The organism is Neobacillus sp. S1115 (assembly GCF_055385565.1).
This window is the reverse complement of record NZ_AP038275.1, coordinates 5,691,085-5,715,112: the sequence shown is the minus strand read 5'-3', so window position 1 is coordinate 5,715,112 and position 24,028 is coordinate 5,691,085. Positions and strand designations below refer to the sequence as shown.

The following is a 24,028-nucleotide window of genomic DNA, read 5'->3' as shown; positions in this document are numbered from 1 at the left end:
ATTATGAATATTAAATACTGTTTTACAGGTGAATACGTTAAAAACTATTAAAATTTTTACTAAATGAGGTGAAAGTCATGATGTATGCAGATGTAATAATCGCCGGCGGCGGCCCAACCGGGGTAATGGCAGCCAATATTCTAGGAAAATACGGGCTTAAAACGATTGTATTTGACAAATTAAAGGATATATACCCCAACCCACGAGCTGCAGTAATCGATGATGATATTGCCAGGATTATTCAATTTGCAGGACTTGAGGAAGAAATACTCAAATTATCCACTGTTTCAAAAGGATACAAATTTTTAAATCAACAAAGAACGCCGATGTTCGGCTTCAAACGTGTGGAAGGCAATACGTCCAACGGCTATCCTACCACGCTGGTCATCAGACAGCCTTTGATTGAAGAGGTATTAAGGAGCGGCCTGAAGCAGCATGAGAATGTCACAATGTATAGCAATCATGAAGTATTAGATGTAGAAGAACACAACGATCTTGTAACGGTAAAAGTGAAAGATTTAGTCGCAAAAGAAGAAAAAACGTTTCAAGCAAAGTATGTAATCGCGGCCGATGGTGCCAGGAGCAAAATAAGAGAATGTATCGGAATCGAACGAGAAGATATGAATTTTAACCACCCTTGGTTAATTGTCGACATTAAAGCACCAAAAGAGCTGAATTTACCTAATATTAATCAGCAATTTTGCCATCCATCTCGGGCAGCTACTTGTATCTATCTGGGCAATGATATGTACAGGTGGGAAATTGCCCTCCATGAATATGAAACCCAGAGCACGTATAAAACCGATGAATCGATCAAGGAACTGCTGTCTAATTGGATGAATACGGAAGACATCACGGTGGATAGAAAAATAATCTATGTGTTCCGCTCCTTGTTGGCGAAGCAGGGCAGAAAAGGACGGGTATTCCTGGCCGGCGATTCAGCCCATCAAATGCCGCCATTTTTAGGTCAAGGGCTTTCATCGGGAATTCGCGATGTGATGAATATTTGCTGGAAAATCGCTCATATCCTCAAATACGATTTCTCTGAATCCATCCTAGATTCCTATGAAGAAGAGAGACTGCCGCATGTAGAAAAGATTATGCGCCATGCGGTCCTGCTGGGTGAGATCATTCAAACAAACAACCAAGAAATCGCGGACTTCAGAGATCGTCTATTTAACTATTTAAACAGCATTCCAAATGTGAAAGAAGCATTAAACAACCTGGCAAAGGCCGCTTCACCAATTGGCATAGGGTTTCACCATTCTACTATAAAAAGTGACGAGACGACCTTGTTCCCACAAACAACTGTAACATTGGCAGACGGCACACAAGCTAAATCAGATAATGTGATTGGCAACAGGTTTGCCATGGTTGTTTCAGCAAACGTTTCAGAGAATAAACTCGATGCATTAAAGCAAAAATTAGCCGCCCTCCATTTAACCGACTTTTTTGAATGCCTGCAGGTTGTCACGCAGCAGCCCGTAAAGGCAGGCCAAATCCTGGAGGAAACACCCCATTTTTCAGAATGGTTTGAAAAAAACGGCGTGGACGTGGCCATTGTTCGTCCTGACCGGTATGTCTATGCAAAAGGCGAAGCTGAAATAGCTGGAGATATTTTGGAGGATTTGGCAAAAGGCCTCGGGATCAAGGTACTGAGTTAATATTTTAAAAAAACAAGATTGCGGGTTAGGAGATGATCGTGTGATTAAAACGATTCAATTAGGTTATGCCGATTTTAACTGTGTGGACCTGTCCAAGATGGCGGACTATTATGAAAACGTTCTCGGACTGTCGCTCGTCGAAGAAGGCGATCAGGGGGAAAAATATCTTAGCAGCAGCTTAGATCATCATAATATTGTGTTAAGAAACAGTAGAGAAAGTGAATTGTCCACGCTTGGCTTTCAAATCGCAGAAACCGATTCTTTGGAAAATGTTCAGAAGTTCCTTGCGAATGCCGGGATTCATTCAGTAATAAAATCCGATTATCAACCGGGGATAAGGAAGTTATTGGAGCTGAACGATCCGGATGGCTACACCATCCACTTATACCACCATATTGACATGCCTGCACCGGGGTATAAGCGAGATTCAATTTCCCCTTTTAAGCTTGGGCATATTGCATTAGGTTCAAAAAAGCAGCAGGAGTCGGTTGATTTTTATAGGGACATTTTAGGATTTCTAGAAACCGATAAGATTGGCAACCGGGCAGCCTTTTTAACTTGTAATTCCGATCATCATGTCTTGAACATTTCAAACTTTGGCCATAAAATCATGCACCATATCGCTTTTCAATTGAAAGATTCGAGCCATCATACGTTAAGTGCCGATTTTCTTGCCAGTAAAAATATCCCGCTAGTTTGGGGACCATTCAGGCATACCGCCGGACATAATCTTGCTTCCTATCATCATGACCCGGAGCTGAATTTAATCGAATTGTACACGGAAATGGACCAATATATTCCGGACCTCGGGTATTTTGAACCGCGTCCCTATCATAGTGAGCTGCCATTACGCCCTAGAGAGTGGTTGCGTAATTGCAAATGGTATCCAAAAGTAGAGCGTGACATTATCGACTCTGTTTTACAAAAAGTAGAATTTAATAATCGTTTAGTTTCACAAATACATGATTAATAGATTAGGATGGTGTTAGATATGAAATTAGTAAGCTATCAAGTGGAGAACCAAAACAAGTTTGGCATTGCGAAGGATAACGGGATTGTTGATTTAACGAAGCGTCTGGATGCTGCAGACTTAAAGTCTTTATTGGCCGCCGATTTAGCTCAGGCCTCGGAGTTCGAACATGAGCCTGTGGACTATACATTCGAAGAAGTGACTTTTCTGCCGGTCATTCCGAATCCTAATAAAATATTTTGTGCCGGAGTCAACTACGATGCTCATCGAAGAGAAGTCAATCGCGATAAAACGGAAAAACCGGTGATTTTCTTCCGCCTTGCTGATTCGCAGATTGGTCATAATGAAGCGATATTGCTGCCACAGGAATCGGATGTACTGGATTATGAAGGCGAAGTGGCAGTCATCATTGGAAAACCTGGAAGACGGATCCCGAAAGAGCAAGCGTTTGAACATGTAGCCGGCTATGCTTGTTATAATGATGCCACGATCCGCGACTGGCAGCGACATACACACCAATGGGGGCCTGGAAAGAATTTTGAAGGAACGGGAGCGTTTGGGCCATGGATGGTGACCCGCGATGAAATCGAAGACAATGAGATATTAACGCTCGAAACACGTTTAAATGGCGAAACTTTGCAGCATACTACAACCGATTTAATGATTTTCTCCATACCTGAACTGATTCACTACGTCTCCTCCTTCATTACCCTAGTGCCAGGCGACGTCATCGTCACAGGCACACCAGGCGGAGTCGGCTTCAAACGCAACCCACAAGTCCTAATGAAAGCCGGAGATGTCGTAGAAATAGAAGTAAGCAAAATCGGGATCCTTCGCAACCAGATCAAAGAAGGGTGAAGCATGGGGACGGTTCTTGTGCCTCACTTCATCACAGTGATGCACGATGGAGCATGGGGACGGTTCTCGTACCTCACCCAATCACAGTGATGCAAGAGAACCGTCCCTCTGCCTCAAGAAAGGAAGAACTAGATGAAAGATACAAGTACATTATCTGAAACAATGAAAGTGATGCAAAGGCATGTTTCCGTTCGGAAGTATTCGGCAAAGCCGATTTCGACAGAACATTTGGTGGAAATCCTTCAGGCGGGTCAAAGTGCAGCTTCTTCGCATTTTGTCCAGGCGTATTCGATTATTCGCATCACCGACAAAGGCAAAAGGGATCAAATCGCTGAGCTTGCCAAAAATAAGCATATCAGTGACGCTTCCGAATTTTTATTATTTTGCGGGGATTTAAAGCGCTTGGAAGCTGCTGGCCGGAAGCAAGGGATTGTGATTGAACATGATAATTTAGAAAATTTTATCGTCGCCACTGTTGATACCGCCCTCATTGCCCAGAATGTCATCACTGCTGCGGAGTCACTTGGTTACGGCGGCTGCTATATCGGCGGCGTCCGGAATAATCCCGGTCCGATAAGCGAGCTGGTTGGTCTTCCAGACAAAGTGTTTCCGCTATTTGGATTATGTTTAGGAGTCCCTGCCGAAAAGAACGAGGTAAAACCAAGACTCCCTTTAGACGCCATTCTCCATGAAAATGTCTATAACGAGGAAAAATACGAAGGTTTGCTCGATGACTATGATCAAACCATGAGCAACTACTATCAGCAGCGTTCTACTAATAACAAAAATACCAACTGGACTGAATCAATGGCCCACTTCATGCAGGGGAAGAGACGAGTGCACATGAAGGAATTTATGGAAAGCAAAGGGTTCCATTTGGAATGATGCATAGTGAAGGTTTTTATAAAATTTTGGTACGTAAAAAGGCACAGCTAGTGGATTAAAGTTAGCTGTGCCTTTTTACGTACTGTTTTATGTGATTGATTAGGATACACCTCTCGTCCCCGTTACACGACTTGACTTCAATTGAATTTCGAAATATCATAATAATATAAACAGCTTTAATAGTGAATGAGAAGCAGTTTCTTAATGGTGAAATTACCCGTTTCATGTAATTTAGGATACCTAGCTTTCCATTGAAAGATAAGGATGGGTTTGTTCTTATTTTTTATGGGGCTGGGTTTTTTTATTTTCAAATTAAGGAGGGACCACGCTCATATGGAAGATAGAAAAATTACGGTTGTTGGTGCGGGAACGATGGGTAGAGGGATTGCTCAATTACTTGCGCAAAATCATGTAAACGTTCACATGGTAGAACAGAATCAAGGGATTCTGAACGAAGCCGTGGATAGAATTAGGGACCAATATGAGATTCTAAGAGAATATGAGTTTATTTCTGAACAAGAAATGAATGAGGCACTTGGCCGGATCTCACTTTCAGACAGCCTTCAAGATGCGCAAAACTCCTGGATGGTGATTGAGGCGATTCCGGAAGTCTTGGAATTAAAGCAAACTCTCTTTCAAACGCTGGAAGAGATTTGCGACCAGGCGACAATTTTTGCAACGAATACTTCGGGATTATCCATTAACCAAATCAGCGAACAGCTAAAGCACCGCGAACGCTTTATCGGAACGCATTTTTTCATGCCGGCGGCGATTATTCCGTTAGTGGAAATCATCCGCGGGGACGAGACTTCGAATCAAGTCGGTGATGAAGTCATGAGTTTTTTCAAAAAAATCCATAAGGAACCTGTCCTGATTCGAAAAGACATCCCGGGTTTCATCGGCAACCGGATTCAGCATGCGATGGCGCGTGAGGCGATTTCGCTGCTGGAGGAAGGGATTGCGACAGCGGAGGAAATCGATACGGTTGTCCGCTGGAGTCTTGGGGTCCGGCTTCTATTCACCGGTCCACTCGAGCAGCGAGACCTGAACGGCTTGGACGTCCATCACCACATTGCGTCTTACCTTTATAAGGATTTGGAGAACCGGACCGAACCTTCCCGGCTGCTTTCGGAAAAAGTGCAAAATGGCGAGCTCGGGACAAAAACAGGCAAAGGGTTTTACGATTGGGACAAGGATTCCCAAACTGACGCCCTTCAAACGAAAAATGCCCAGCTGCTTCAATTGATGAAATGGCTGAAGAAGTAGAGCGGCTTGCTCATTTATAAAAAATAAACTACTAGAGGTGCGTAATTATGAAAACGGTTGATTTATCAGTATTGTTGTACGACGGCTTAGTTTCTTTTCCATCCCATCCAAAAGTAGTGTTCATGGATCATATCACACACGATTTTTCAAAACCAAGATATACGGCTCCTTGCGAAGGCTATGCCAGTAAGATTTTCATGATGTCCGACCATAGCGGGACGCACATGGATGCTCCCTATCATTTTTTCAAAGATGGCTTAACGATCGAACAGATTCCGATTGATGCAACGATGGGGGACGCAGTTTTAATTGATTGTTCGGATAAAAATCCTGCGGAACCGGTAACGCGGGAAATGGTAGAAGCGGTGGTTGAGAGGGACCAACTGGAAATTAAAGAGAATAGTATTGTTCTGTTCCGCTGCTGGGACGGGGAATGGAACGGCGAAGGCTTTCATGAGTGCAAATCCCTTGCTCCTTCTGTCGGGGATTGGGTCGTCGAGAATAAAATCAAAGCAATCGGCCTGGATCTGTCGAATGCCGATATCAATGAAAATATGCAAAGGGATGTCCACCTTACTTTGCTGAGCAGAAATATTCTCATTATGGAAAATATCGTCAACTTAGATAAGTTATCGCAAAAGCATTTCTACTTTATCGGAACTCCTTTGAATTTAAAGGGGTTAACAGGTTCGCCAATCAGGGCGATTGCGGTTGAAGAGTGGTAATAGGTTCAGTCTTCGGACAAAACTAGTGAGAAATGAAGAGGAAATGTCCGAAGGGAGAGTATCTTCGGACAAATCTGGTGAAAAACGAAGGAAAAATGTCCGAAGGAATGGCATCTTTGAGGTTAGTCTAAAAAGTGGACACGTAAAAATGAGATTTAGATTATAATACAATCATCATTTAAAAGGACGTGTTCACATGGGTAAACATCATTCTCAAGAGTATAAAGAATATGTTGCAAAGTTAATCGTTGAGGAGGGGAAAAAAGCCTCCCAGGTAGCTTTTGAACTCGAGATCTCCCCTAAAACTGTTAGTCGATGGGTGGCAGCTTACAGGACTAAAACAAGTGCTGGGAAAGCTGGAGAAAACTATCTTACACCCACAGAACTTGAAAAACTGAAAAAGCAACACGAGAAAGAGATACAAAAATTGAAAGAGGAAAACGAAATTCTAAAAAAGGCCATGCACATCTTCACGAAAAACCAAGCGTAATTTATACGTTCATTCAAGCCCACTCTGATGAGCACGCTGTGGCGAAGATGTGCAAAGTTCTTAAAGTATCATCAAGTGGCTATTATAAATGGCTAAGGATCCAGAATAAACCTCAATCTGAGAAAGATGCCTACCGTAAAGAAATCAAGCAAAAAATAAGTAAATCATTTCACGAGAGCTATGGTACGTATGGGAGCCCCAGGGTCCATGCCGACTTGGTGGAGTGGGGTTATACCATTTCTCAAAAGACGGTTGCACGTATGATGAAAGAGATGGGTTTAACAGCCACACCAAAAGAAAAGTTTGTCATTACTACTAATTCAAATCATGATTTACACATTTATCCTAACCTGCTTAATCGCCAATTTAATGTTGAAAAGCCCAACCGAGCATGGGTAACTGACATTACGTACATTTGGACGCTTGAAGGCTGGGTTTATTTATCATCCGTTATGGATCTATTCTCAAGAAAAATCGTAGGCTGGAGTATGGCTTCACATATGAAAAAGGAGCTATCCATACAAGCATTAAATATGGCGATTGTTACAAGGCAGCCTAGTGAAGGGTTAATCCATCATTCGGACCGTGGGTCCCAGTATTGTTCAAATGATTATATCGACATCCTGAAAGGGAAAAACATGCATATCAGTATGAGCAGAAAGGGCGATCCTTACGACAATGCATGTATTGAGTCTTTTCATGCCACAATCAAGAAAGACTTGATCTACAGAAGACGCTTTAAGACCAGGGCTGAAGCCGTAAAAGCCATTAATCATTATTTAAATAGTTTTTATAATGAAAAACGAAAACACTCTACTTTAGGGCACAATTCACCGAATCAATTCGAGAGAAACCACCGGCAAGATGAAGTTGCATATACCTCATAATATAGCCATTTGGTGTTAGGAAATGAGCAGTCATGCTTTTCGACTGATCATTTCTAATACCGTACCAAACGAAGTGCGGTAGTGGTTTGGTTTCTAAAAGTCTTAAATTTTACTGTCCACTTTCTTGACAGAAGACCATCTTCGGACAAATCTGGTGAAAAACGAAGGGAAAATGTCCGAAGGAATGGCATCTTCGGACAAAACTGGTGGAAAACATAGAGGAAATGTCCGTAAAAAGGATTTATAGTCGCTTGCTGACGCAAAAAAGCATAATCCAGAAAGGGTGAGGAAAAATGAAAGCAGTTGTCAAAACAACAAGAGATCACGGGGTAGAGGTAAAGGAAGTAGAAACTCCTAAACTGAAGGAAAACGAAGTGCTTGTCCGTGTCGAGGCCGTAAGCATTTGCGGGAGTGACCTGCACATGTACGAGGGGATGCGTGCCTATGAGTGGGTGGCGACACCTGTCATTCTCGGCCATGAATTTGCCGGAAGGGTCGTTGGCGTGAACAATCCTGACCATGAGCACTTGTTGAACAGCCGGGTTATCATCAATCCGTATGTGGCCTGCGGCGAATGTGCGAATTGCCAGCGGGGCAGGACGAATCTTTGTGACCATGGTAAAGGCGCGATGGACAAGGTGCCGGCAAAATCCCTGCAATATGGCTTCCGGCAAAATGGCGGAATGGCCGAATACGCGGCGATCCATTACAAAAATGTGCTGCCGATTCCGGAAACGATGCCGATTGAGGTGGCCGGTATGCTCGAGGCGCTTGGCATTGGCGTACGTGCGCTTGAACGGGCCGACATTCTGCCAGGCGACACGGCTGTTGTCATCGGACCGGGTCCTATCGGTCTTTCCCTAATCGCATCCTTATCCAGCCTTGGCTTGAAAAAGCTGATCGTAACAGGTTTGTCTGTTGATGAAGAAAGACTGCAGCTGGCCAAAGAATTAGGTGCAACAGACATTGTCTATGCCGACCAGGTGAACGATGTGGAGGCCATATCCGAGCTGACAAACGGTCAGGGTGTAGACCATGTGTTTGAAACTAGCGGATTCCATCAATCGATGGTGTCTGGGGTCAGAATGTGCACAAAAGGCGGCGAACTGTTATTGGTTGGCATTTCCGCCAAGGAAACCGTGCTGCCATCTAACGAAATTGTTCGTGGGGAAGTAACGGTCAAAGGGGTATACGGGGTAACCGAACAAACCTTGAAGCGGACCATCGCCATGGCTTCTTCCGGAAAATTTCCTTATCTGAAGCTGGTTTCCCATGTCCTTCCGCTTGAAAAAGCAGTCGAAGGCTTCGAAGTCGGCGTTCAAAAGCACGGGGTCAAGGTAATCCTAAAACCATAAAGTGAGGCGTGGGGACGGTTCTCGTGCCTCACTTCCTTCGTTTGCAAAACAGGAACCCCAACCCTTCCCTTGCTCAAAATGATGCAGAAGAACCGTCCCCATGCATCACCCATGCATTACATTTGGTATAATAAGAGTAAAATTAAGGGAGGGTCGAACTTGAATTCACAACATGAAATGAACACAGTGTTGGTGACTGCTTATGCGAAGGCGCCGACTGGAAGTGCGATGTATGAGATTTATAAGCATGCCGGAATTGTTCTAGAGGTTGATCCGACGAACCATTCCATTGTCGACGCAGAGTTTACGTTTATTACCGACTTGGCCAAGGATTTTATCAAGCGGCTAGTGATTGGTTATGATTTATCGAATGGTGTCGACGAGCTGGTCAATCGGATTGAAGAGCATTATTTTGCGCCTTCGGTTAATTCTGTGATTGTCGCCTTGAAAGCAGCCCATAAAAGATATTTTGAAAAAATAAATCAATTGGAAAATAAAAAATAATTTGACAACTAAACGAAAGATATATTATAGTTTTTTTATAAAGTAAATACCTTTCGAAAAGCGTCTTCTTAACGATGGAATTACCCATTCCACCTTAAATTAAGAATACCCAGCTTTTCCAAAAGACAGTGAGGAAACCGTGTGTTTTCTTATTCCTTTTGGCGCAGCTGGGTATTTTTTATTGGCTTTATGGAGGTGAGCGGCAGCACAGCTAACGCTGTTAACCATTATTTGTTAATGAGGAAACCTATTCGATTCCTTTACAATAAGGATAGAAGCTTTAACGAAGGGGATTTTTTTCGAATGTAATGAAAGCGTTAACTTAAACTATTTTTCTAAAACAACAAGGGGGCGAAAGCATGGAGAAAATTACTGGTTTTTTCACGAATCTGATGAGGAAGTATCTTCCCGATCCATTTGTGTTTGCAATTGGATTGACCATCCTAACACTAATTTTGGCGGTTCTTGTCGAAGGGCAAGGATTCGTGGCTGCTACAACCAGCTGGGGAGCAGGTTTTTGGAATCTGTTATCTTTTACCACCCAGATGGCAGTCATCCTGGCGATGGGCTATGTGCTGGCAAAGGCGCCGATTATTGACCGGTTCTTAAACAAAATTGTTTCACTCGTTCATACTCCTCGAATGGCCATTATCGTTGCGACATTGGTCGGAGGAATCGGCAGTTATTTGAACTGGGGCTTTGGTTTGGTAATTGGGGGAATCATCGCCAAGAAACTCGCTTTAAAGGTCAAAGGGGTTCATTACCCGCTGATTATCGCAGCAGCGTACAGCGGATTTACGTTATACGGATTAGGTCTTTCTGCTAGTATTCCAGTGTTGATTTCAACACCTGGCCACCCGATGGAAAAAGCAATGGGCGTCGTGCCGCTATCGGAGACGATTTTTTCAATACCAATGTTAATTACCAGCTTGATCGTTATCATTACTCTTCCATTATTAAACGCATGGCTGCACCCGAAAACGAAGGAAAATGTCATTGAAATCAATCCTGAGATTGAGGCGCGTGAACAGGTGGCAGCAGCATCTGCCCTTGGCAACGAAGAAGTGACGTTTGCTACGAAATTAAACAACAGCCGCTTGCTTTCACTGGCAATTGGAATTATCGGTATCATTTATGTCGTGTCCTTCTTTACAAAGGGCGGCAAACTGGATTTAAACATGATCAACTTTATTATTCTTTTCCTTGGCATTATCCTGTTAGGAACTCCAGCAAACTATGTTGCTAGTTTAAATGAAGGGATTAAGACGATTTCCGGTATCATCCTGCAATATCCGTTCTATGCTGGGATTATGGCGATCATGGCGGGTTCCGGTCTGGTTGATACAATTGCTCACTGGTTTGTGCAGTTCTCTTCCAATCACACACTGCCATTCTGGGGACTGGTCAGCTCATTCGTCATCAACTTCTTTGCTCCGTCTGCCGGCGGACACTGGGTCGTTCAAGGACCGTTCATGATTGATGCAGCGAAAGAATTGCACGCATCCATCGCCCATACGTCTATGTCCGTCATGCTCGGAAATGCCTGGAACGATTTAGTCCAGCCATTCTGGATCTTGCCGGCGCTGGCCTTATCGAACCTTAAGTTAAAAGACGTTATGGGTTACACCGTTGTCATGATGTTCTGGGTTGGGATTATCTATTGTGGTGCTGTTCTACTTTGGGGATTCTTTGGGTAAAAATAAAGTAGTATAATATAATAGAAGAAATCGGGTCACAAGCTGACTGCGATGATGGAAAGTTGAGATCTTCACGGTGAGAACGGCATCCCCGTTTTCACACTAATGAGGGTAGCCCAGCCTTTCCAAAAGAAGTGCACTAGAGTTGCGCTCTCTTTTGGGATGGCTGGGCTTTTTGTTTGAAAAAATGTAATCAATTTTTAGAGGTGATAATCATGCAAAAACAAATGAAGCCAGAAGAGGCAATTCAAAAAATTCAATCAGGACACACCCTGATGGTTGGCGGGTTCGGTCTTGTCGGAGCACCGTTAACTTTGATTGACGAACTGACACGCTACGATGTCAATGGGTTGACCGTGATCAGTAATAATCTTGGCGAGGCTGGAAAAGGCCTTGGGATTTTATTGCGCCAAGGAAAAATCAGAAAAGCGATTGGATCTTATTTTACCAGCAATCGTGAGGTCGGCGATTTTTATAATCAAGGCAAGCTTGAAATTCAATTGATGCCGCAGGGAACGATGTCCGAATCGATTCGTGCAGGCGGTGCCGGGATTGGCGGTTATTTTACCAAAACAAGCGCCGGTACAGAGCTGGCAAAAGGGAAGGAAACACGGGAAATCAACGGTGAGCTTTATGTGCTTGAGTCTCCATTGAAAGCCAATGTCGCGCTTGTCAAAGCGGCCAAAGCCGACACTCTAGGAAACTTGGTTTTTTATAAAACGGCGCGAAATTTCAATCCGTTAATGGCAACGGCAGCGGACTTTGTGATAGCCGAAGTCGATGAGATTGTCGAAGCCGGCGAGCTTTCACCGGAAGAAATCGTCACCCCGCATTTGTTCGTGGACGCGATTGTCGAAAGCCAATTGATTTTAAGTAAAGAAGGAGTTGTTTCCAAATGACCAACAAAGATATTCAAGAGTTGATTGCCAAGCGCGCGGCCGCAGAACTGAAGCCAAACTCGGTTGTGAACCTTGGAATTGGCATCCCTACGCTTGTCGCGAAATATGTTGAGCCGGGTTCGGTCTTTTTCCACACTGAAAATGGGATGCTCGGGGTGGAGGAGCTGACGAGCGAGGAGGATTTGGATCCAAGCTTGGTCAATGCCGGCAAGCTTCCTATTTCAGAAGGTATTGGCGCTTCTTATTTTAATAGTGGCGAGTCCTTCGCCATGATCCGCGGCGGGCACGTGAATGTTGCCATCCTTGGCGCGCTTCAGGTTGATCAGGAAGGTTACATTGCCAACTGGGCGATTCCCGGAAAAAACATTATGGGCGTCGGCGGCGCAATGGATCTGTTGAGCGGAGCTGGCAAGGTCATTGTTACGACGAATCATACTTCAAAAAATGGCGAGTCGAAAATCGTCGCGAAGTGTTCATATCCGATTACATCACTTCGGAAGATCGATGTCATCATTACCGAACTAGCGGTATTTAAGATGGAAGACGGAAAGCTCGTGTTGAAGGAATTAATGCCGGGTGTGAGCTTGGATGAAGTCAGAGAAAAGACCGAGGCGTCTTTTGAAATAAGTGAAGAGATTATTGTCTTACAGTAGGGAGATGGAAAGAATGGATAATCGAGTATTTGTGGTCAGCGCCCAGCGGACGGCGGTAGGAAAAATCGGAGGAACATTGAAGGACCTGCAGCCGGATGAGCTGTTAGTGCCGTTATTTGAAGATTTACTGGCGAAAAATTTAATCCCGGTTGAAGAAATTGATGAAGTCATCATTGGCCAGGCGAAGCAAAGCCAAGACCAATCCAATATCGCGAGAAAGGCGCTTTTGATGGCGGATTTGCCTGAATCGCTGCCTGGCTATACCGTTCATCGCGCCTGCGGTTCCGGCATGCAGGCGATCCATAATGCGTTTATGGCAATCCGGTCCGGCATCGGCCATGCCTACATTGTCGGCGGGGTGGAAAGCATGAGTGCTGCTCCTTATTACATCCGCAATGGCCGCTATGGATTCTTGTCCGGCAATGCGGAAATTTTGGACCCGAATAAAGAAAGCCAGCCTGGTTCACAGCCTGTGGATAAATATGGCCGGCTGGTGATGGGAATGACGGCTGAAAATCTGGCTGAAGACTATGCGATTTCCCGCGAGGAGCAGGATGTTTTTGCCTATGAAAGCCAGGTAAAAGCACATGAAGCGATCGAAAGCGGCGCTTTTGAGGATGAGATTGTTCCTGTGACAATTGTTCAAAAAAAGGGCGAGCCAATTGTTTTTTCAGTAGATGAGCACCCTCGGAAGACGAGTTTGGAAAAATTGGCTGCACTGAAGCCTGCCTTTAAAAAGGACGGAACGGTGACGGCCGGGAATGCCTCCGGATTAAATGACGGGGCCTCGATGCTATTGATAGTATCTGGGGATATGGTCGAAAAACATCAACTCAAGCCACTTGCGGAAATTACGGCGCTAGGCCTTTCCGGCGTAAAGCCCGACCGGATGGGAATCGGCCCGGTGGAAGCAAGTGAAAGAGCGTTAAAAATGGCTGGAATCAGCAAAGACGAGTTGGATTTGGTAGAATTAAATGAAGCGTTTGCAGCTCAGTCACTGGCGTGCTTGAAAGAATTGAAGCTGCCGATGGAAAAGGTAAATGTCAACGGCGGAGCGATCGCCCTTGGCCACCCAATCGGCAACAGCGGCGCCAGAATCTGCGTATCGCTCATCCACGCAATGAAAAAAAGACAAGCCAAATGGGGCCTCGGCACCCTCTGCATCGCCGGCGGACAAGGAATCGCCACAGTTTTTCGTTCGGTAGATTGAGGCAGAGGGACGGTTCTTATGCATCATTTTTCAATGTTCACGGGGCGGCTCTTAGAAAAATAAATGTTTGGAGATGGTTACAGTGTCAACAGAATTTAATGGGTTGGAATTTTTCGAACAGGTATACGGTCAGGTTCCAGAATGGGTAGCCAAAATGCATCATTTTGCTCCTAAGGCGCTTGAATATTACACAAAATTACGGGGCGAAATTTTAGTAGACGGAGCCCTTTCCAAAAAAGAAAAAGAATTAATCTTAGTCGGCATCAATGCGGCCCGCCGCTATGAACGCAGCATGATTTATCATACCAAGGGAGCTATTGATTCAGGCGCAACCCTCGAAGAACTTGCAGACATCCTATCCGTCTGCATCATCTCCAGAGGCATCCCAGCCTGGTTCACCGGCGTAAAAGCCCTCGAATACGCGGTATCTGAACTCGGAGTGAAGCAGGGGGACGGTTCTTCTGCCTCATTTTCGGACGAGGCAGCAGTTAGTGCTCTGGCTTATTATGAAAAAGAAGCTGGCGGAGAACTTCCTGGCTGGGTGAAGGTTTTACATCAATACAACCCGGCATGTCTGGAAGGATACGCAGACTTAAGAAAAACAGTCCTAAGAGACCATGTTGTCTCTCGTAAACTGAAAGAACTAGTTTTAGTAGGAATCAACGTCGCGGAAATGTATCCAAAAGGAATCGAGCTCCATATCAACGGAGCCAAAAAATTCGGAGCAACCGACGCCGAAATCGCCGACGTCTCCCTAGTTGCCCTACTGACTGCAGGCATCCCAGCCTGGTTTGAAGGCAGCGATTTTTTAGAAGTTGAGTGATGTGTGGGTGATGCATAGGGACGGTTCTCCTGCCTCATGCAATTTGAAGTGATGCACAGGGACGGTTCTCATGCCTCATCCCATTTTTTTAATAAGCTAATAATAAGTTACAGGGGTGTTTTTTCATGAATTTTATCGAGGTAAACGGGGTTCGTCTGCATTACCATTTCGACGGGTCGGAGGAGCTTCCGGTTGTAGTCCTATCCAACTCGTTGGGGACGGATCTCACCATGTGGGATCCCCAAATAGAAGAGTTAACGAAATATTTCCGTGTGCTTCGCTATGATACGCGCGGTCACGGGGCTTCCGATGTCCCTGCTGGTCCCTATTCCATTGAGCAGCTCGGTCAGGATGTTGTGGGGCTGTTAGACGGTTTGGGGATTGAACGCGCCCACTTTGCCGGCGTTTCGATGGGAGGCATGACCGGCATGTGGTTAGGTCTGAATGCTCCCGAGCGCCTTGGGAAACTGGCGCTCTGCAATACGGCTGCCTTAATCGGGCCGCGTGAAATTTGGGATACCAGAATTTCTGCCGTGCAAAACAGCGGGATGGAGCCAATCGCTGAGGGTGTCATAGCGCGTTGGTTTACAGAATCCTACGTGCAGCAAGTGCCGAAAGAAGTGGATCAGGTCAAAAAGGTGTTTTTAAACACGTCTGCCGATGGCTATGCTGCGGCCTGTGCGGCTGTTCGTGACATGGACGAGCGTGATACGGTGAAAAATATTACCGTGTCGACATTGGTCATCTCAAGTAAAGATGATTTGGCTACTCCTCCACGTGACGGTAAGTACTTAACCGGCCAAATTGAAGGTGCACGTTATGTTGAGCTAGACGGTTCCCACCTTTCCAATATCGAAACCTCAAAAGAGTTTACAAAGGCATTGGTAGATTTTCTGCGAGGGATTGCTTAAACCCTTATAGGAAAAAAAGACCTTTAAAATCGTATTAAAGCCTAAAGCCCAACCAGAAATCGTCCGCTGGTTGGGCCTTTTTGCGCAAAAAAACGGAATGATGCACGAGAACCGTCCCCATGCATCACTTACCCAATTTAAAAAAGATTGACTATGATGATACATTCTATTAATATATCCATATACTTAACTGCGTAAAAGCATAAAAGCATAAAAGCGTTGAACTATTAAAGCGACTGATATCATCTTTTAAATCAGAGCTTGATAGGGAACTAGGGGCCTGCTTCGGCCGTTATCTAAACATGCGAGCAGAAGGTTAATCTGTTAACTAGGGTGGTACCGTGGAGCTTCCTTCCCTTTTAGGGATAGGGGGTTTTTATTTTATTAAATTATCTAAGGAGAAGGTGTACATGAAAAAGGAACTGTCTACAGGGAAGTCGCTCATTCCTATTATTGCTTTGATTGGCGCTGCTGCGTTTTCTATTTTTATTTGGAAAGCGGGGATGCATATTCCGTTAATGATTGGAGTAATCGCAGCAGCCATTGTTTCCATTATGGCTGGGTGGAGCTGGGATGATGTCCAAAAGATGATGGTAAATGGTGTCGCAAGGGCATTGCCTGCCGTATTTATTTTGCTTATTATCGGTATTATTGTTGGCACATGGATTGCGAGCGGCGTCATTCCGACGATGATTTACTATGGATTGTCGATTATTAAACCTGCCATGTTTGTACCGATTGTGGCACTGGTTACCGGAATTATCTCTATCACACTAGGAAGCTCTTTTACTTCTATTGCAACAATTGGCCTTGCTTTCATGGCGATCGGAGAAGGCCTTGGTTTCTCTCCAGGGCTTGTAGCAGGAGCCGTGATTTCTGGTGCCTATTTTGGTGATAAATTATCTCCCCTGTCTGATACAACCAACATTGCACCGGCAATGGCTGAAACCGACTTGTTTAGCCATGTCAAGCACATGCTTTGGGATACGATTCCAGCTTTTCTACTTTCCATTCTATTGTATTGGGTAGTGGGCCAGTCAGCAGGGATCCATGGCGGGGCAGATACAAAGGTTATTGGTGCAATGAAAACAGGTTTGGATGATGTTTTTGTCATACATCCCTTACTATTATTGATGCCTGTATTAACCATTATTTTAATGGTTAAAAAAACACCTGCTATTCCGGCATTAATGGGTGTAGGTATCTTAGGCGGTGTGCTCGCCATCTTCGTTCAGGGGTCTTCGGTAACTACTGTCATTCAAGTCATGACAAGCGGATTCCATGTAGAGTCTGGAATAAAAGCATTAGATTCCTTGTTAAATCGAGGAGGACTTATGTCGATGCTGGGGACAATCGGCTTGTTAATTTTAGCAACCGCACTTGGGGGAATTTTAGAAGAGACGGGTTCGTTCGAAGTATTAACTAAAAAGTTGATGTCAAAAGTTCATTCTACTGGCACCTTAATCAGCACCACCATTCTTTCTACCTTTATAGTCGCATTTGCCAGCGGGGCACAATTTTTAGCCATCATTTTACCAGCAAGAACATTTGTCAAAAACTATAAAAAGATGGGGATTGATACGAAGAACCTTTCTCGCTGTGTAGAAGCTGCAGGAACTGTTGGAATCAACCTAGTTCCGTGGGGGGTACCCGCTGTATTTGCTGCGGGAATACTCGGTGTTAGTCCAGGTGAATTTATTCCATTTGCGTTCTTTGCCTTCCTTGTCCCACTCATGAATATTATATTCGGATTTACCGGTTGGACGATTACAAAGAAAAACTATGAACGCGAAACAAATCACAAAAGGAGTGTTTCACTATGAGTGAGGTCATCTTAAGTGTATTAGGAACTGCACAAGATGCTGGGCTGCCCCATCCCAATTGTTTTTGTAAAAATTGTTCAGAGGCAATCAGAAACCCGCAGTTTAGACGCCTTGCCGCATCGTTGGCGATTGTCGAACCCAATGAGCAAACATGGCATTTGATTGATGCAACACCGGATCTTAAAGAGCAAATGGCAAGGCTGCAAATGAAATACAATCTGCAAACTAAGCTAATGGATCATATTTTTTTAACTCATGCCCATTTGGGACATTACCCTGGTTTATTATTTTTAGGACGAGAAGCCATTGGTGCAAAGGGAATTCCGGTAATGGCCGGTTCAAAAATGAAGTATTTATTAGAAGAACAGGCTCCATGGAGCCAATTAACGAAGCTTGGCAATATAAATGTCCAAGAAATCCAGGATAGCCAAGACATTCAGGTTTCTCCTCTGGTTACGGTAACACCTGTTGAAGTACCGCATCGAAATGAATTTTCGGAGACATTTGCTTTTTGGATTAAGGGGCCAAATAAGAAAGTCCTTTATGTTCCAGATATTGATCGCTGGCACGAGTGGGACCATGACATTCACTCCGTTTGCGAGGAAGCAGACATATGTTTACTCGATGGGACCTTTCATTCTGAAAAAGACCTTGAAAGTATTGGCCGGGATTATCGCGAAATCCCCCATCCGCTCATGACAGAAACAATGAATCTTCTGCAAGATTTAACAACAACGACTGAGATTTATTTTACCCATTTAAATCATTCAAATCCGGCAATCGATTCGGAGCAGGAGATTCGGAGCCAAATTGTGGCAAATGGATTTCGTATTGCAGAAGAGGGAATGGAGTTTAGGTTATAATCCTGCTAAGTAATTTGGGTTCGGTCATAAATATTAATGAAAGCCAATTCATATGCGAATGGCTTTCATTTTTGCCTTTTATACCAATGTTTCTCTTAATTTAGATCGTATTTTTTACACTTTAAAATAAAAATCTTCCGATACTAATTAGACTGCTGAGAATTCCCAGCCCGCCTAATGCTCCTTTTCCAACCTTAAGTAAACCTCCGAACATCCCCGGTTGACCTTGACCCACGTTATTCCACCAGCCCATTGGAACTCTCGGATTACCCCAGCCTGCTGGATAGCCATAATTTCCCCAGCCTGGCGGACGTCCAGGACCTCCCCAACCCATCATTTGCCCTTGAGTGTTCCAACCTGTTTGATTCACTGGCGCCCAAGTGGCTGGCTGTCCATGAGCGCTTAAATCTGTTTGATTCACTGGTGCCCAGCTGGCTGGCTGTCCATGAGCACTTAAACCTGCCTGATTTACATGCGCCGCCCAATTAACCGGATGCCCAGGATCATTATTAACCGGACCCCACCAACCTACTGGATTAACTGGACCACTCCAGCCTGCTGGAATTCCAAGACCATTTAGTTGGTTAGGTTTAGGCATTTGTTGCTGAAAGTGTAATGGTGGTGCCAAAGTTTGAGTTTGGTTATTATATGACTGCCTTTGTTCCCCTAATTTCGTATATTTATAATGGTACATCTGCATAACCCCCCATCTTAAAAACATAATGTTAAGGTTAAGTTATGTAATTTGACTTTTTATGATTGGTTAAATAACTACGTGAATAAGCCAAAATAAAAAAGTGCGCCGGGAGGGCTTGCCTAAACTTTTATAGAAAAAAAGAGCTTAAAACGTCGTATAACAATCTAAGGCCCAACTAGCTATCGTCCGCTTGTTGGGCTTTTTTCGGTGATATAACAGCCAATGAGGCAAAAGAACCGTCCCCGTGCCTCACCCAAAGTTAAAAACAGCTTGGTTTCTGACGATTTCTGTGATGTAGTTCATGGTCATTTGCATGGCTTCTTCTGGTGTGTATTGCCTGCGGTTGTTTAGGATGTTGGTGAACATGCCTTGCCAGATGAGGATGGTGATTTCGTTGATGGCATCGATATTTTCCTCTTTGATATAACCTTCCTTTAGGGCTAATTCCAAGTATGATCTTCCTCGTTTGGACATGTTCCGTTCGAACAGAATCGGTTTTAGCTCCTCCGGGATGGTGATCAGTTCCTCCGGATAAATCTGATAATAACGTTCAAGCAGATTTTCCGGTTGTTCTCCTAGGTCCATGATAAAGACAGCATGAAAGATCTGCGGGTTTTGGAACGAGTGCTTGCAGAAGCATTCCCAGGCCAATAGGTATTTCTCCAGGGGATTATTCCCTTTATCCATATATGTGGCTACTTCATCTGTATAGGGCTTTAGAAACTTCATCGCCGCGAAAAAAGTTAAATGTGAGATCTCGGAAAAATAATTATAGATAGTGGCACTATTGTAGCCCGCTTTATCGGCCACCTTCCGAATGGTGATCTTATTAATGCCCTCTTCCTCAATAATTTCCGCCGTCGCTTCCACAAAATATTGCCACATTCGGCTCATTTGGATTTTCTTCTTCATTACAGCCATTTCTCCTCACATCCATTATCTTTTTGAGTATATCAAATTTTTAGAATTTTCATTGAAAAATTTCAGATAGAATAATATAATCTTAATTATAAAGTAATCATGATTATATTTTAACCAATTTTACCACGATTGGGGGCTTTTAGAAACTATTTTACTAGAAATGAAATTTTCACAAAGGAGTGGAAGAATGGGGAAGGTAAAAATTGATCCGATTGTATTTTGGTCTTCATTAATTGTTATTGTTGCTGCAACCTTACTACTGGTCTTCAATCGTGAAACGGCGGAGCCGTTATTAAACAACATGATGACAGACATTACGTTTAAGCTGGATTGGGCGTTTCAGTTTCTGACCGCAGGATTATTTATCTTGCTAGTTTGGCTGATTTTTGGACGCTATGGAAAAATCAAACTCGGCGAAGGAAAGCCTGAATTCTCCAACTTCAGCTGGGGCGCGATGCTGTTTTGCGCCGGGATGGGTACGAGTATTATGTTCTGGTCGATCATGGAACCGATCTATTATTATACCGGCCCGCCATTCGGCATCAAGGCAAAAAGCCCTGAAGCGGCGGAGTGGGCTGTCACCTACGGTTTATTCCATTGGGGGATTTCAGCATGGTCATTGTATGCGCTTCCGACCGTAACCATTGCTTACTCATTTTTTGTGAAAAAGCAATCCTCTTTAAAAATCAGTACGGCCTGCCGTGGCATTCTCGGCAAACATGCCGACGGTTTAGTTGGGAAAATCATTGATATCCTTGTAATTTGGAGCTTGGTCGGAGGACTTGGTACTTCCCTGGGACTTGGTGTTCCGATGATTTCTGCCGTCATTGGCGAACTTTTGGGAATGGAACAATCACTTGGCTTAAGTATCATCATCATTCTTATCTGGACCGTTATATATTGCTCGAGCGCCTATCTTGGACTCTATAAGGGCATTCGTAAATTAAGTGACATTAACGTATACATGGCCTTGGCGCTCGCCTTATTTGTGTTGCTAGCAGGACCTACGCTGTTTATTTTGTCCTATTTTACAAACAGCTTTGGTCTGATGCTGCAAAATATTGTACGCATGAGCTTTTATACAGACCCGATTAATAAAGGAGGCTTCCCACAGGGATGGACCGTCTTTTACTGGGCCTGGTTTGCTGCAACCGCTCCATTTATGGGTCTGTTTGTTGCACGTATTTCAAAAGGAAGAACAATTAGGGAATTAATCAGCGCGGTACTGTTATGGGGCTCGTTAGGAAGCTGGCTGTACTTTGCGGTGTTTGGCGGTTATGCGATGAACCTTCAGCTGAATGATATTGTCCCAATCACAGAAATTCTCGACAAACAAGGAGGCCCTGCCGCGATTGTCGCTGTCTTAAAATCTCTGCCGCTCAGCACCATTGTCTTGATTTTCTTCGTGGTTCTCGGCTTTATTTTTCTAGCGACGTCATTGGATTCGGCCACTTATATTCTTTCTGCTATTGCCACTAAAGAACTAGTGGGTGAGCAGGAGCCGGCGCGCTGGCACCGTCTGTTATGGGGAGGCATTCTGGCCATTATGGCGGTAGCCTTGTTAATGATTGGCGGGCTGAAGGTCATTCAAACCTCCTCCGTGATTGTGTCCGTTCCGGTTATCATCATTTATCTGTTGCTGACAGTGTCCTTGCTTCGGTGGTTAAAGCAAGATTACGGCAGCCATGCCTCAAAAGACGTTGATTTAGAGGAAAAGGCGGGCTAAGTCCTTAAAGAATTAATTGCTAACGCGCAGTGTGCCGCCATGGCTGCTGCGCTTATCTTCATCAGGAGGTCTTTTCAAAAATTTTTGGAAACGGTTTTGGAGGTTTTTTCATGGTTTTTAATGTACGTGATTCGAATCTTTCTATTAAAACAGAATTCCCGCGCAAGGTCCGTGTAATCGAGCATGTTTGGATTCCGATGTCGGACGGCACGCGCCTTTCTGCAAAAATCTGGCTCCCGGAGGATGCCGAACAGCATCCAGTGCCGGCAATTTTAGAATATATCCCATACCGGAAAAATGATTTTACGGCATTAAGGGATTCGATCCGCCATCCTTATTTTGCGGGGCATGGCTATGCGAGCATTCGCGTCGATATGCGGGGGGCTGGAGATTCGGAAGGAATTCTTTATGATGAATACCTGCCACAGGAGCAGGAGGATGCCCTTGATGTATTAAGCTGGATTGCGGAACAGCCATGGAGTACCGGAGCGGCCGGTATGATTGGCAAGTCGTGGGGTGGCTTTAATGGCCTTCAGGTGGCTGCAAGGCGTCACCCTGCTTTAAAAGCGATAATTACCCTTTGCTCGACTGACGACCGCTACGCCGATGATGTCCATTATATGGGGGGATGCGTGCTGGCGTCTGATATGCTTTGGTGGGCTTCGACGATGCTTGTTTATAATGGCCGTCCAGCAGATCCGGAAGTGGTCGGGGAAACGTGGCGATCGAGCTGGCTGGAGCGCCTTGAAAAAACGCCGCCATTTGTCGAGGAGTGGATGAAGCATCAGCGCCGTGATGCCTATTGGAAGCATGGTTCTGTCTGTGAAAATTATGCGGATATAGATATTCCGGTCTTTGCTGTTGGCGGCTGGGCAGACGGTTATACGAATGCCATCCTGAGGCTGCTGGAGGGACTGCCGGGACCACGGAAAGGATTAATCGGCCCGTGGGCGCATGAGTATCCGGAGGTAGCAGTTCCCGGTCCGGCGATTGGCTTTTTACAGGAAGCCTTGCGCTGGTGGGATTATTGGTTAAAGGGAATCGACACCGGCATTATGGAGGAGCCGATGCTGAGGGCTTGGGTGCAGGAAAGTGTACCGCCGCAAGTAGATTACGAGGAACGTCCTGGCCGGTGGGTGGCCGAAACAGCCTGGCCGTCGCCGGCGATCGAACCTGTGGATTTTTGGCTGGATGAAAAAAGAATGTCAGAATTGGTGCCGGGTGAAAAACAGGAAATCCTCGTTTCCAGTGCCCAGCAGCATGGACTTTATTCCGGTGTTTGGTGCCCATTTGGCCAGCCGGGCGACCTTGCATCTGATCAACGGCTCGAAGACGGGCTGTCGGTGTGCTTCGCTTCAGAACCCATGACGGAACCGGTGGAAATCCTCGGTTTTCCGGAGGTAACAGTGGAATTGTCGTCTGACCGGCCGAACGCTTTGCTTGCCGTCCGGCTTTGCGATATCGCGCCAGACGGGGCCTCAACCTTGGTCAGCTGGGGCATGTTGAATTTAACTCATCGGGACAGCCATGAGTTCCCAACTCCGCTTGTTCCAGGTGAGCGTTATACCGTAACCGTCAAGCTCAATGCGATTGGGCATGTGCTGCCTGAAGGACACCGCTGGTCGGTCGCGTTATCGCCAACCTATTGGCCGCATGCCTGGCCATCGCCGGAACCGGTGACCTTGAAAGTTTTTACCGGTGAAAAAACGCGTGTGACCTTGCCGGTACGGCCGCCGCAGCCGCTAGATCAGGAACTGCCTGAATTTGGTCCTCCGGAAACGGCCGCTGTCGCCGAACGGGAAATCCTTAGGGCCGAGAACCGCACCCGGAAAGTCCACCATGATTTAATTAACGGAGTATGGGTGCTCGATGACTTTTCAGACGAAGGAGCCCGCCGCCTGCCTAGTAATGGTCTCGAATATGGCAGTATGAATCGGAATGTTTACACCATTAAAGAGGGCGACCCGCTGTCGGCCGAGGTTAGCTGCGAATGGACGCTGACGGTGGGCCGCGGAAGCTGGCAGACACGTCTTGAGAGTGTGAGTACTATGAAAGCAGATGTCTCTAAGTTTTATCTCACCAATGAATTGACAGCTTTTGAGGGTGAAGAGCAAGTTTTTTCGAAAAAATGGAATAAGGAAATTCCGCGCGATCTAGTGTGAAATGATATAAATGATCCCCTGGTGAAGACCTAGTCTGCC

At 45.1% G+C, this 24,028-nt stretch carries 22 protein-coding genes; 20 read left to right on the top strand and 2 right to left on the bottom strand.

The annotated features are described in order from the left end of the window. The first annotated feature begins 77 nt into the window (after nucleotides 1–77). The 18 genes from ACZ5B7_RS27935 to ACZ5B7_RS27850 all read left to right on the top strand — a co-directional run bounded on the left by ACZ5B7_RS27935 (nucleotide 78) and on the right by ACZ5B7_RS27850 (nucleotide 18,483). Nucleotides 78–1,664, top strand: coding sequence for a bifunctional 3-(3-hydroxy-phenyl)propionate/3-hydroxycinnamic acid hydroxylase (locus ACZ5B7_RS27935; RefSeq protein WP_464491823.1), 1,587 nt, complete (start codon nucleotides 78–80; stop codon nucleotides 1,662–1,664). 40 nt (nucleotides 1,665–1,704) lie between these two features. Continuing rightward, nucleotides 1,705–2,634, top strand: a complete 930-nt coding sequence (locus tag ACZ5B7_RS27930; RefSeq protein WP_464491822.1) for a VOC family protein — start codon at nucleotides 1,705–1,707, stop codon at nucleotides 2,632–2,634. Nucleotides 2,635–2,655: 21 nt separating this feature from the next. Next, nucleotides 2,656–3,492 carry a fumarylacetoacetate hydrolase family protein gene (locus ACZ5B7_RS27925; RefSeq protein ID WP_464491821.1) on the top strand — a complete coding sequence of 279 codons (837 nt, stop codon included), beginning with the start codon at nucleotides 2,656–2,658 and terminating at the stop codon, nucleotides 3,490–3,492. 132 nt (nucleotides 3,493–3,624) lie between these two features. Continuing rightward, the gene (gene nfsA, locus ACZ5B7_RS27920; RefSeq protein WP_464491820.1) at nucleotides 3,625–4,377 is read left to right on the top strand and encodes an oxygen-insensitive NADPH nitroreductase; all 753 of its coding nucleotides are present in this window, start codon (nucleotides 3,625–3,627) and stop codon (nucleotides 4,375–4,377) included. Nucleotides 4,378–4,710: 333 nt separating this feature from the next. After that, entirely contained in the window at nucleotides 4,711–5,643 is a 933-nt protein-coding gene (locus ACZ5B7_RS27915; protein WP_464491819.1) for a 3-hydroxyacyl-CoA dehydrogenase NAD-binding domain-containing protein, read from the top strand. Between the two features lie 47 nt (nucleotides 5,644–5,690). After that, a complete protein-coding gene (locus ACZ5B7_RS27910; protein WP_464491818.1) occupies nucleotides 5,691–6,368 on the top strand; it encodes a cyclase family protein in 678 nt (225 codons plus the stop codon). A gap of 196 nt (nucleotides 6,369–6,564) precedes the next feature. Next, nucleotides 6,565–6,858, top strand: coding sequence for a transposase (locus ACZ5B7_RS27905; protein WP_213140605.1), 294 nt, complete (start codon nucleotides 6,565–6,567; stop codon nucleotides 6,856–6,858). Further along, a complete protein-coding gene (locus tag ACZ5B7_RS27900; protein WP_464494429.1) occupies nucleotides 6,795–7,745 on the top strand; it encodes an IS3 family transposase in 951 nt (316 codons plus the stop codon). Before ACZ5B7_RS27905 ends, ACZ5B7_RS27900 begins: the two co-directional genes overlap by 64 nt. A gap of 293 nt (nucleotides 7,746–8,038) precedes the next feature. Then, nucleotides 8,039–9,100, top strand: a complete 1,062-nt coding sequence (locus tag ACZ5B7_RS27895) for a zinc-dependent alcohol dehydrogenase (RefSeq protein ID WP_464491817.1) — start codon at nucleotides 8,039–8,041, stop codon at nucleotides 9,098–9,100. 159 nt (nucleotides 9,101–9,259) lie between these two features. Beyond that, a complete protein-coding gene (locus tag ACZ5B7_RS27890) occupies nucleotides 9,260–9,604 on the top strand; it encodes a DUF3870 domain-containing protein (RefSeq protein ID WP_464491816.1) in 345 nt (114 codons plus the stop codon). 359 nt (nucleotides 9,605–9,963) lie between these two features. Next, nucleotides 9,964–11,301: a short-chain fatty acid transporter gene (locus ACZ5B7_RS27885; RefSeq protein WP_464491815.1), complete on the top strand. Its 1,338-nt coding sequence runs from the start codon at nucleotides 9,964–9,966 to the stop codon at nucleotides 11,299–11,301. 215 nt (nucleotides 11,302–11,516) lie between these two features. Then, nucleotides 11,517–12,200 carry a CoA transferase subunit A gene (locus ACZ5B7_RS27880; protein ID WP_464491814.1) on the top strand — a complete coding sequence of 228 codons (684 nt, stop codon included), beginning with the start codon at nucleotides 11,517–11,519 and terminating at the stop codon, nucleotides 12,198–12,200. Further along, nucleotides 12,197–12,853 carry a 3-oxoacid CoA-transferase subunit B gene (locus ACZ5B7_RS27875; protein ID WP_464491813.1) on the top strand — a complete coding sequence of 219 codons (657 nt, stop codon included), beginning with the start codon at nucleotides 12,197–12,199 and terminating at the stop codon, nucleotides 12,851–12,853. Before ACZ5B7_RS27880 ends, ACZ5B7_RS27875 begins: the two co-directional genes overlap by 4 nt. Nucleotides 12,854–12,866: 13 nt before the next feature. Next, a complete protein-coding gene (locus ACZ5B7_RS27870) occupies nucleotides 12,867–14,063 on the top strand; it encodes a thiolase family protein (RefSeq protein WP_464491812.1) in 1,197 nt (398 codons plus the stop codon). A gap of 82 nt (nucleotides 14,064–14,145) precedes the next feature. After that, a complete protein-coding gene (locus ACZ5B7_RS27865; protein ID WP_464491811.1) occupies nucleotides 14,146–14,886 on the top strand; it encodes a carboxymuconolactone decarboxylase family protein in 741 nt (246 codons plus the stop codon). Between the two features lie 125 nt (nucleotides 14,887–15,011). Further along, nucleotides 15,012–15,797: a 3-oxoadipate enol-lactonase gene (gene pcaD, locus ACZ5B7_RS27860; RefSeq protein ID WP_464491810.1), complete on the top strand. Its 786-nt coding sequence runs from the start codon at nucleotides 15,012–15,014 to the stop codon at nucleotides 15,795–15,797. 410 nt (nucleotides 15,798–16,207) lie between these two features. Next, nucleotides 16,208–17,620 carry a Na+/H+ antiporter NhaC gene (gene nhaC, locus ACZ5B7_RS27855; protein ID WP_464491809.1) on the top strand — a complete coding sequence of 471 codons (1,413 nt, stop codon included), beginning with the start codon at nucleotides 16,208–16,210 and terminating at the stop codon, nucleotides 17,618–17,620. Beyond that, nucleotides 17,617–18,483, top strand: a complete 867-nt coding sequence (locus tag ACZ5B7_RS27850) for an MBL fold metallo-hydrolase (protein ID WP_464491808.1) — start codon at nucleotides 17,617–17,619, stop codon at nucleotides 18,481–18,483. Before nhaC ends, ACZ5B7_RS27850 begins: the two co-directional genes overlap by 4 nt. Before the next feature lie 121 nt (nucleotides 18,484–18,604). Here the strand turns inward: ACZ5B7_RS27850 and ACZ5B7_RS27845 are convergent, their stop codons facing one another. Together ACZ5B7_RS27845 and ACZ5B7_RS27840 are read right to left on the bottom strand one after the other, a co-directional pair. Beyond that, nucleotides 18,605–19,177, bottom strand: a complete 573-nt coding sequence (locus ACZ5B7_RS27845; protein WP_464491807.1) for a hypothetical protein — start codon at nucleotides 19,175–19,177, stop codon at nucleotides 18,605–18,607. A gap of 252 nt (nucleotides 19,178–19,429) precedes the next feature. Further along, nucleotides 19,430–20,092: a TetR/AcrR family transcriptional regulator gene (locus ACZ5B7_RS27840; RefSeq protein ID WP_464491806.1), complete on the bottom strand. Its 663-nt coding sequence runs from the start codon at nucleotides 20,090–20,092 to the stop codon at nucleotides 19,430–19,432. A 196-nt stretch (nucleotides 20,093–20,288) separates the two neighbouring features. Between ACZ5B7_RS27840 and ACZ5B7_RS27835 the strand changes: the two genes are divergently transcribed. Next, on the top strand, nucleotides 20,289–21,827 hold the full coding sequence (locus ACZ5B7_RS27835; RefSeq protein WP_464491805.1) for a BCCT family transporter: 1,539 nt from the start codon (nucleotides 20,289–20,291) through the stop codon (nucleotides 21,825–21,827). Between the two features lie 110 nt (nucleotides 21,828–21,937). Continuing rightward, nucleotides 21,938–23,989: a CocE/NonD family hydrolase gene (locus tag ACZ5B7_RS27830; protein WP_464491804.1), complete on the top strand. Its 2,052-nt coding sequence runs from the start codon at nucleotides 21,938–21,940 to the stop codon at nucleotides 23,987–23,989. Nucleotides 23,990–24,028: the final 39 nt, after the last annotated feature.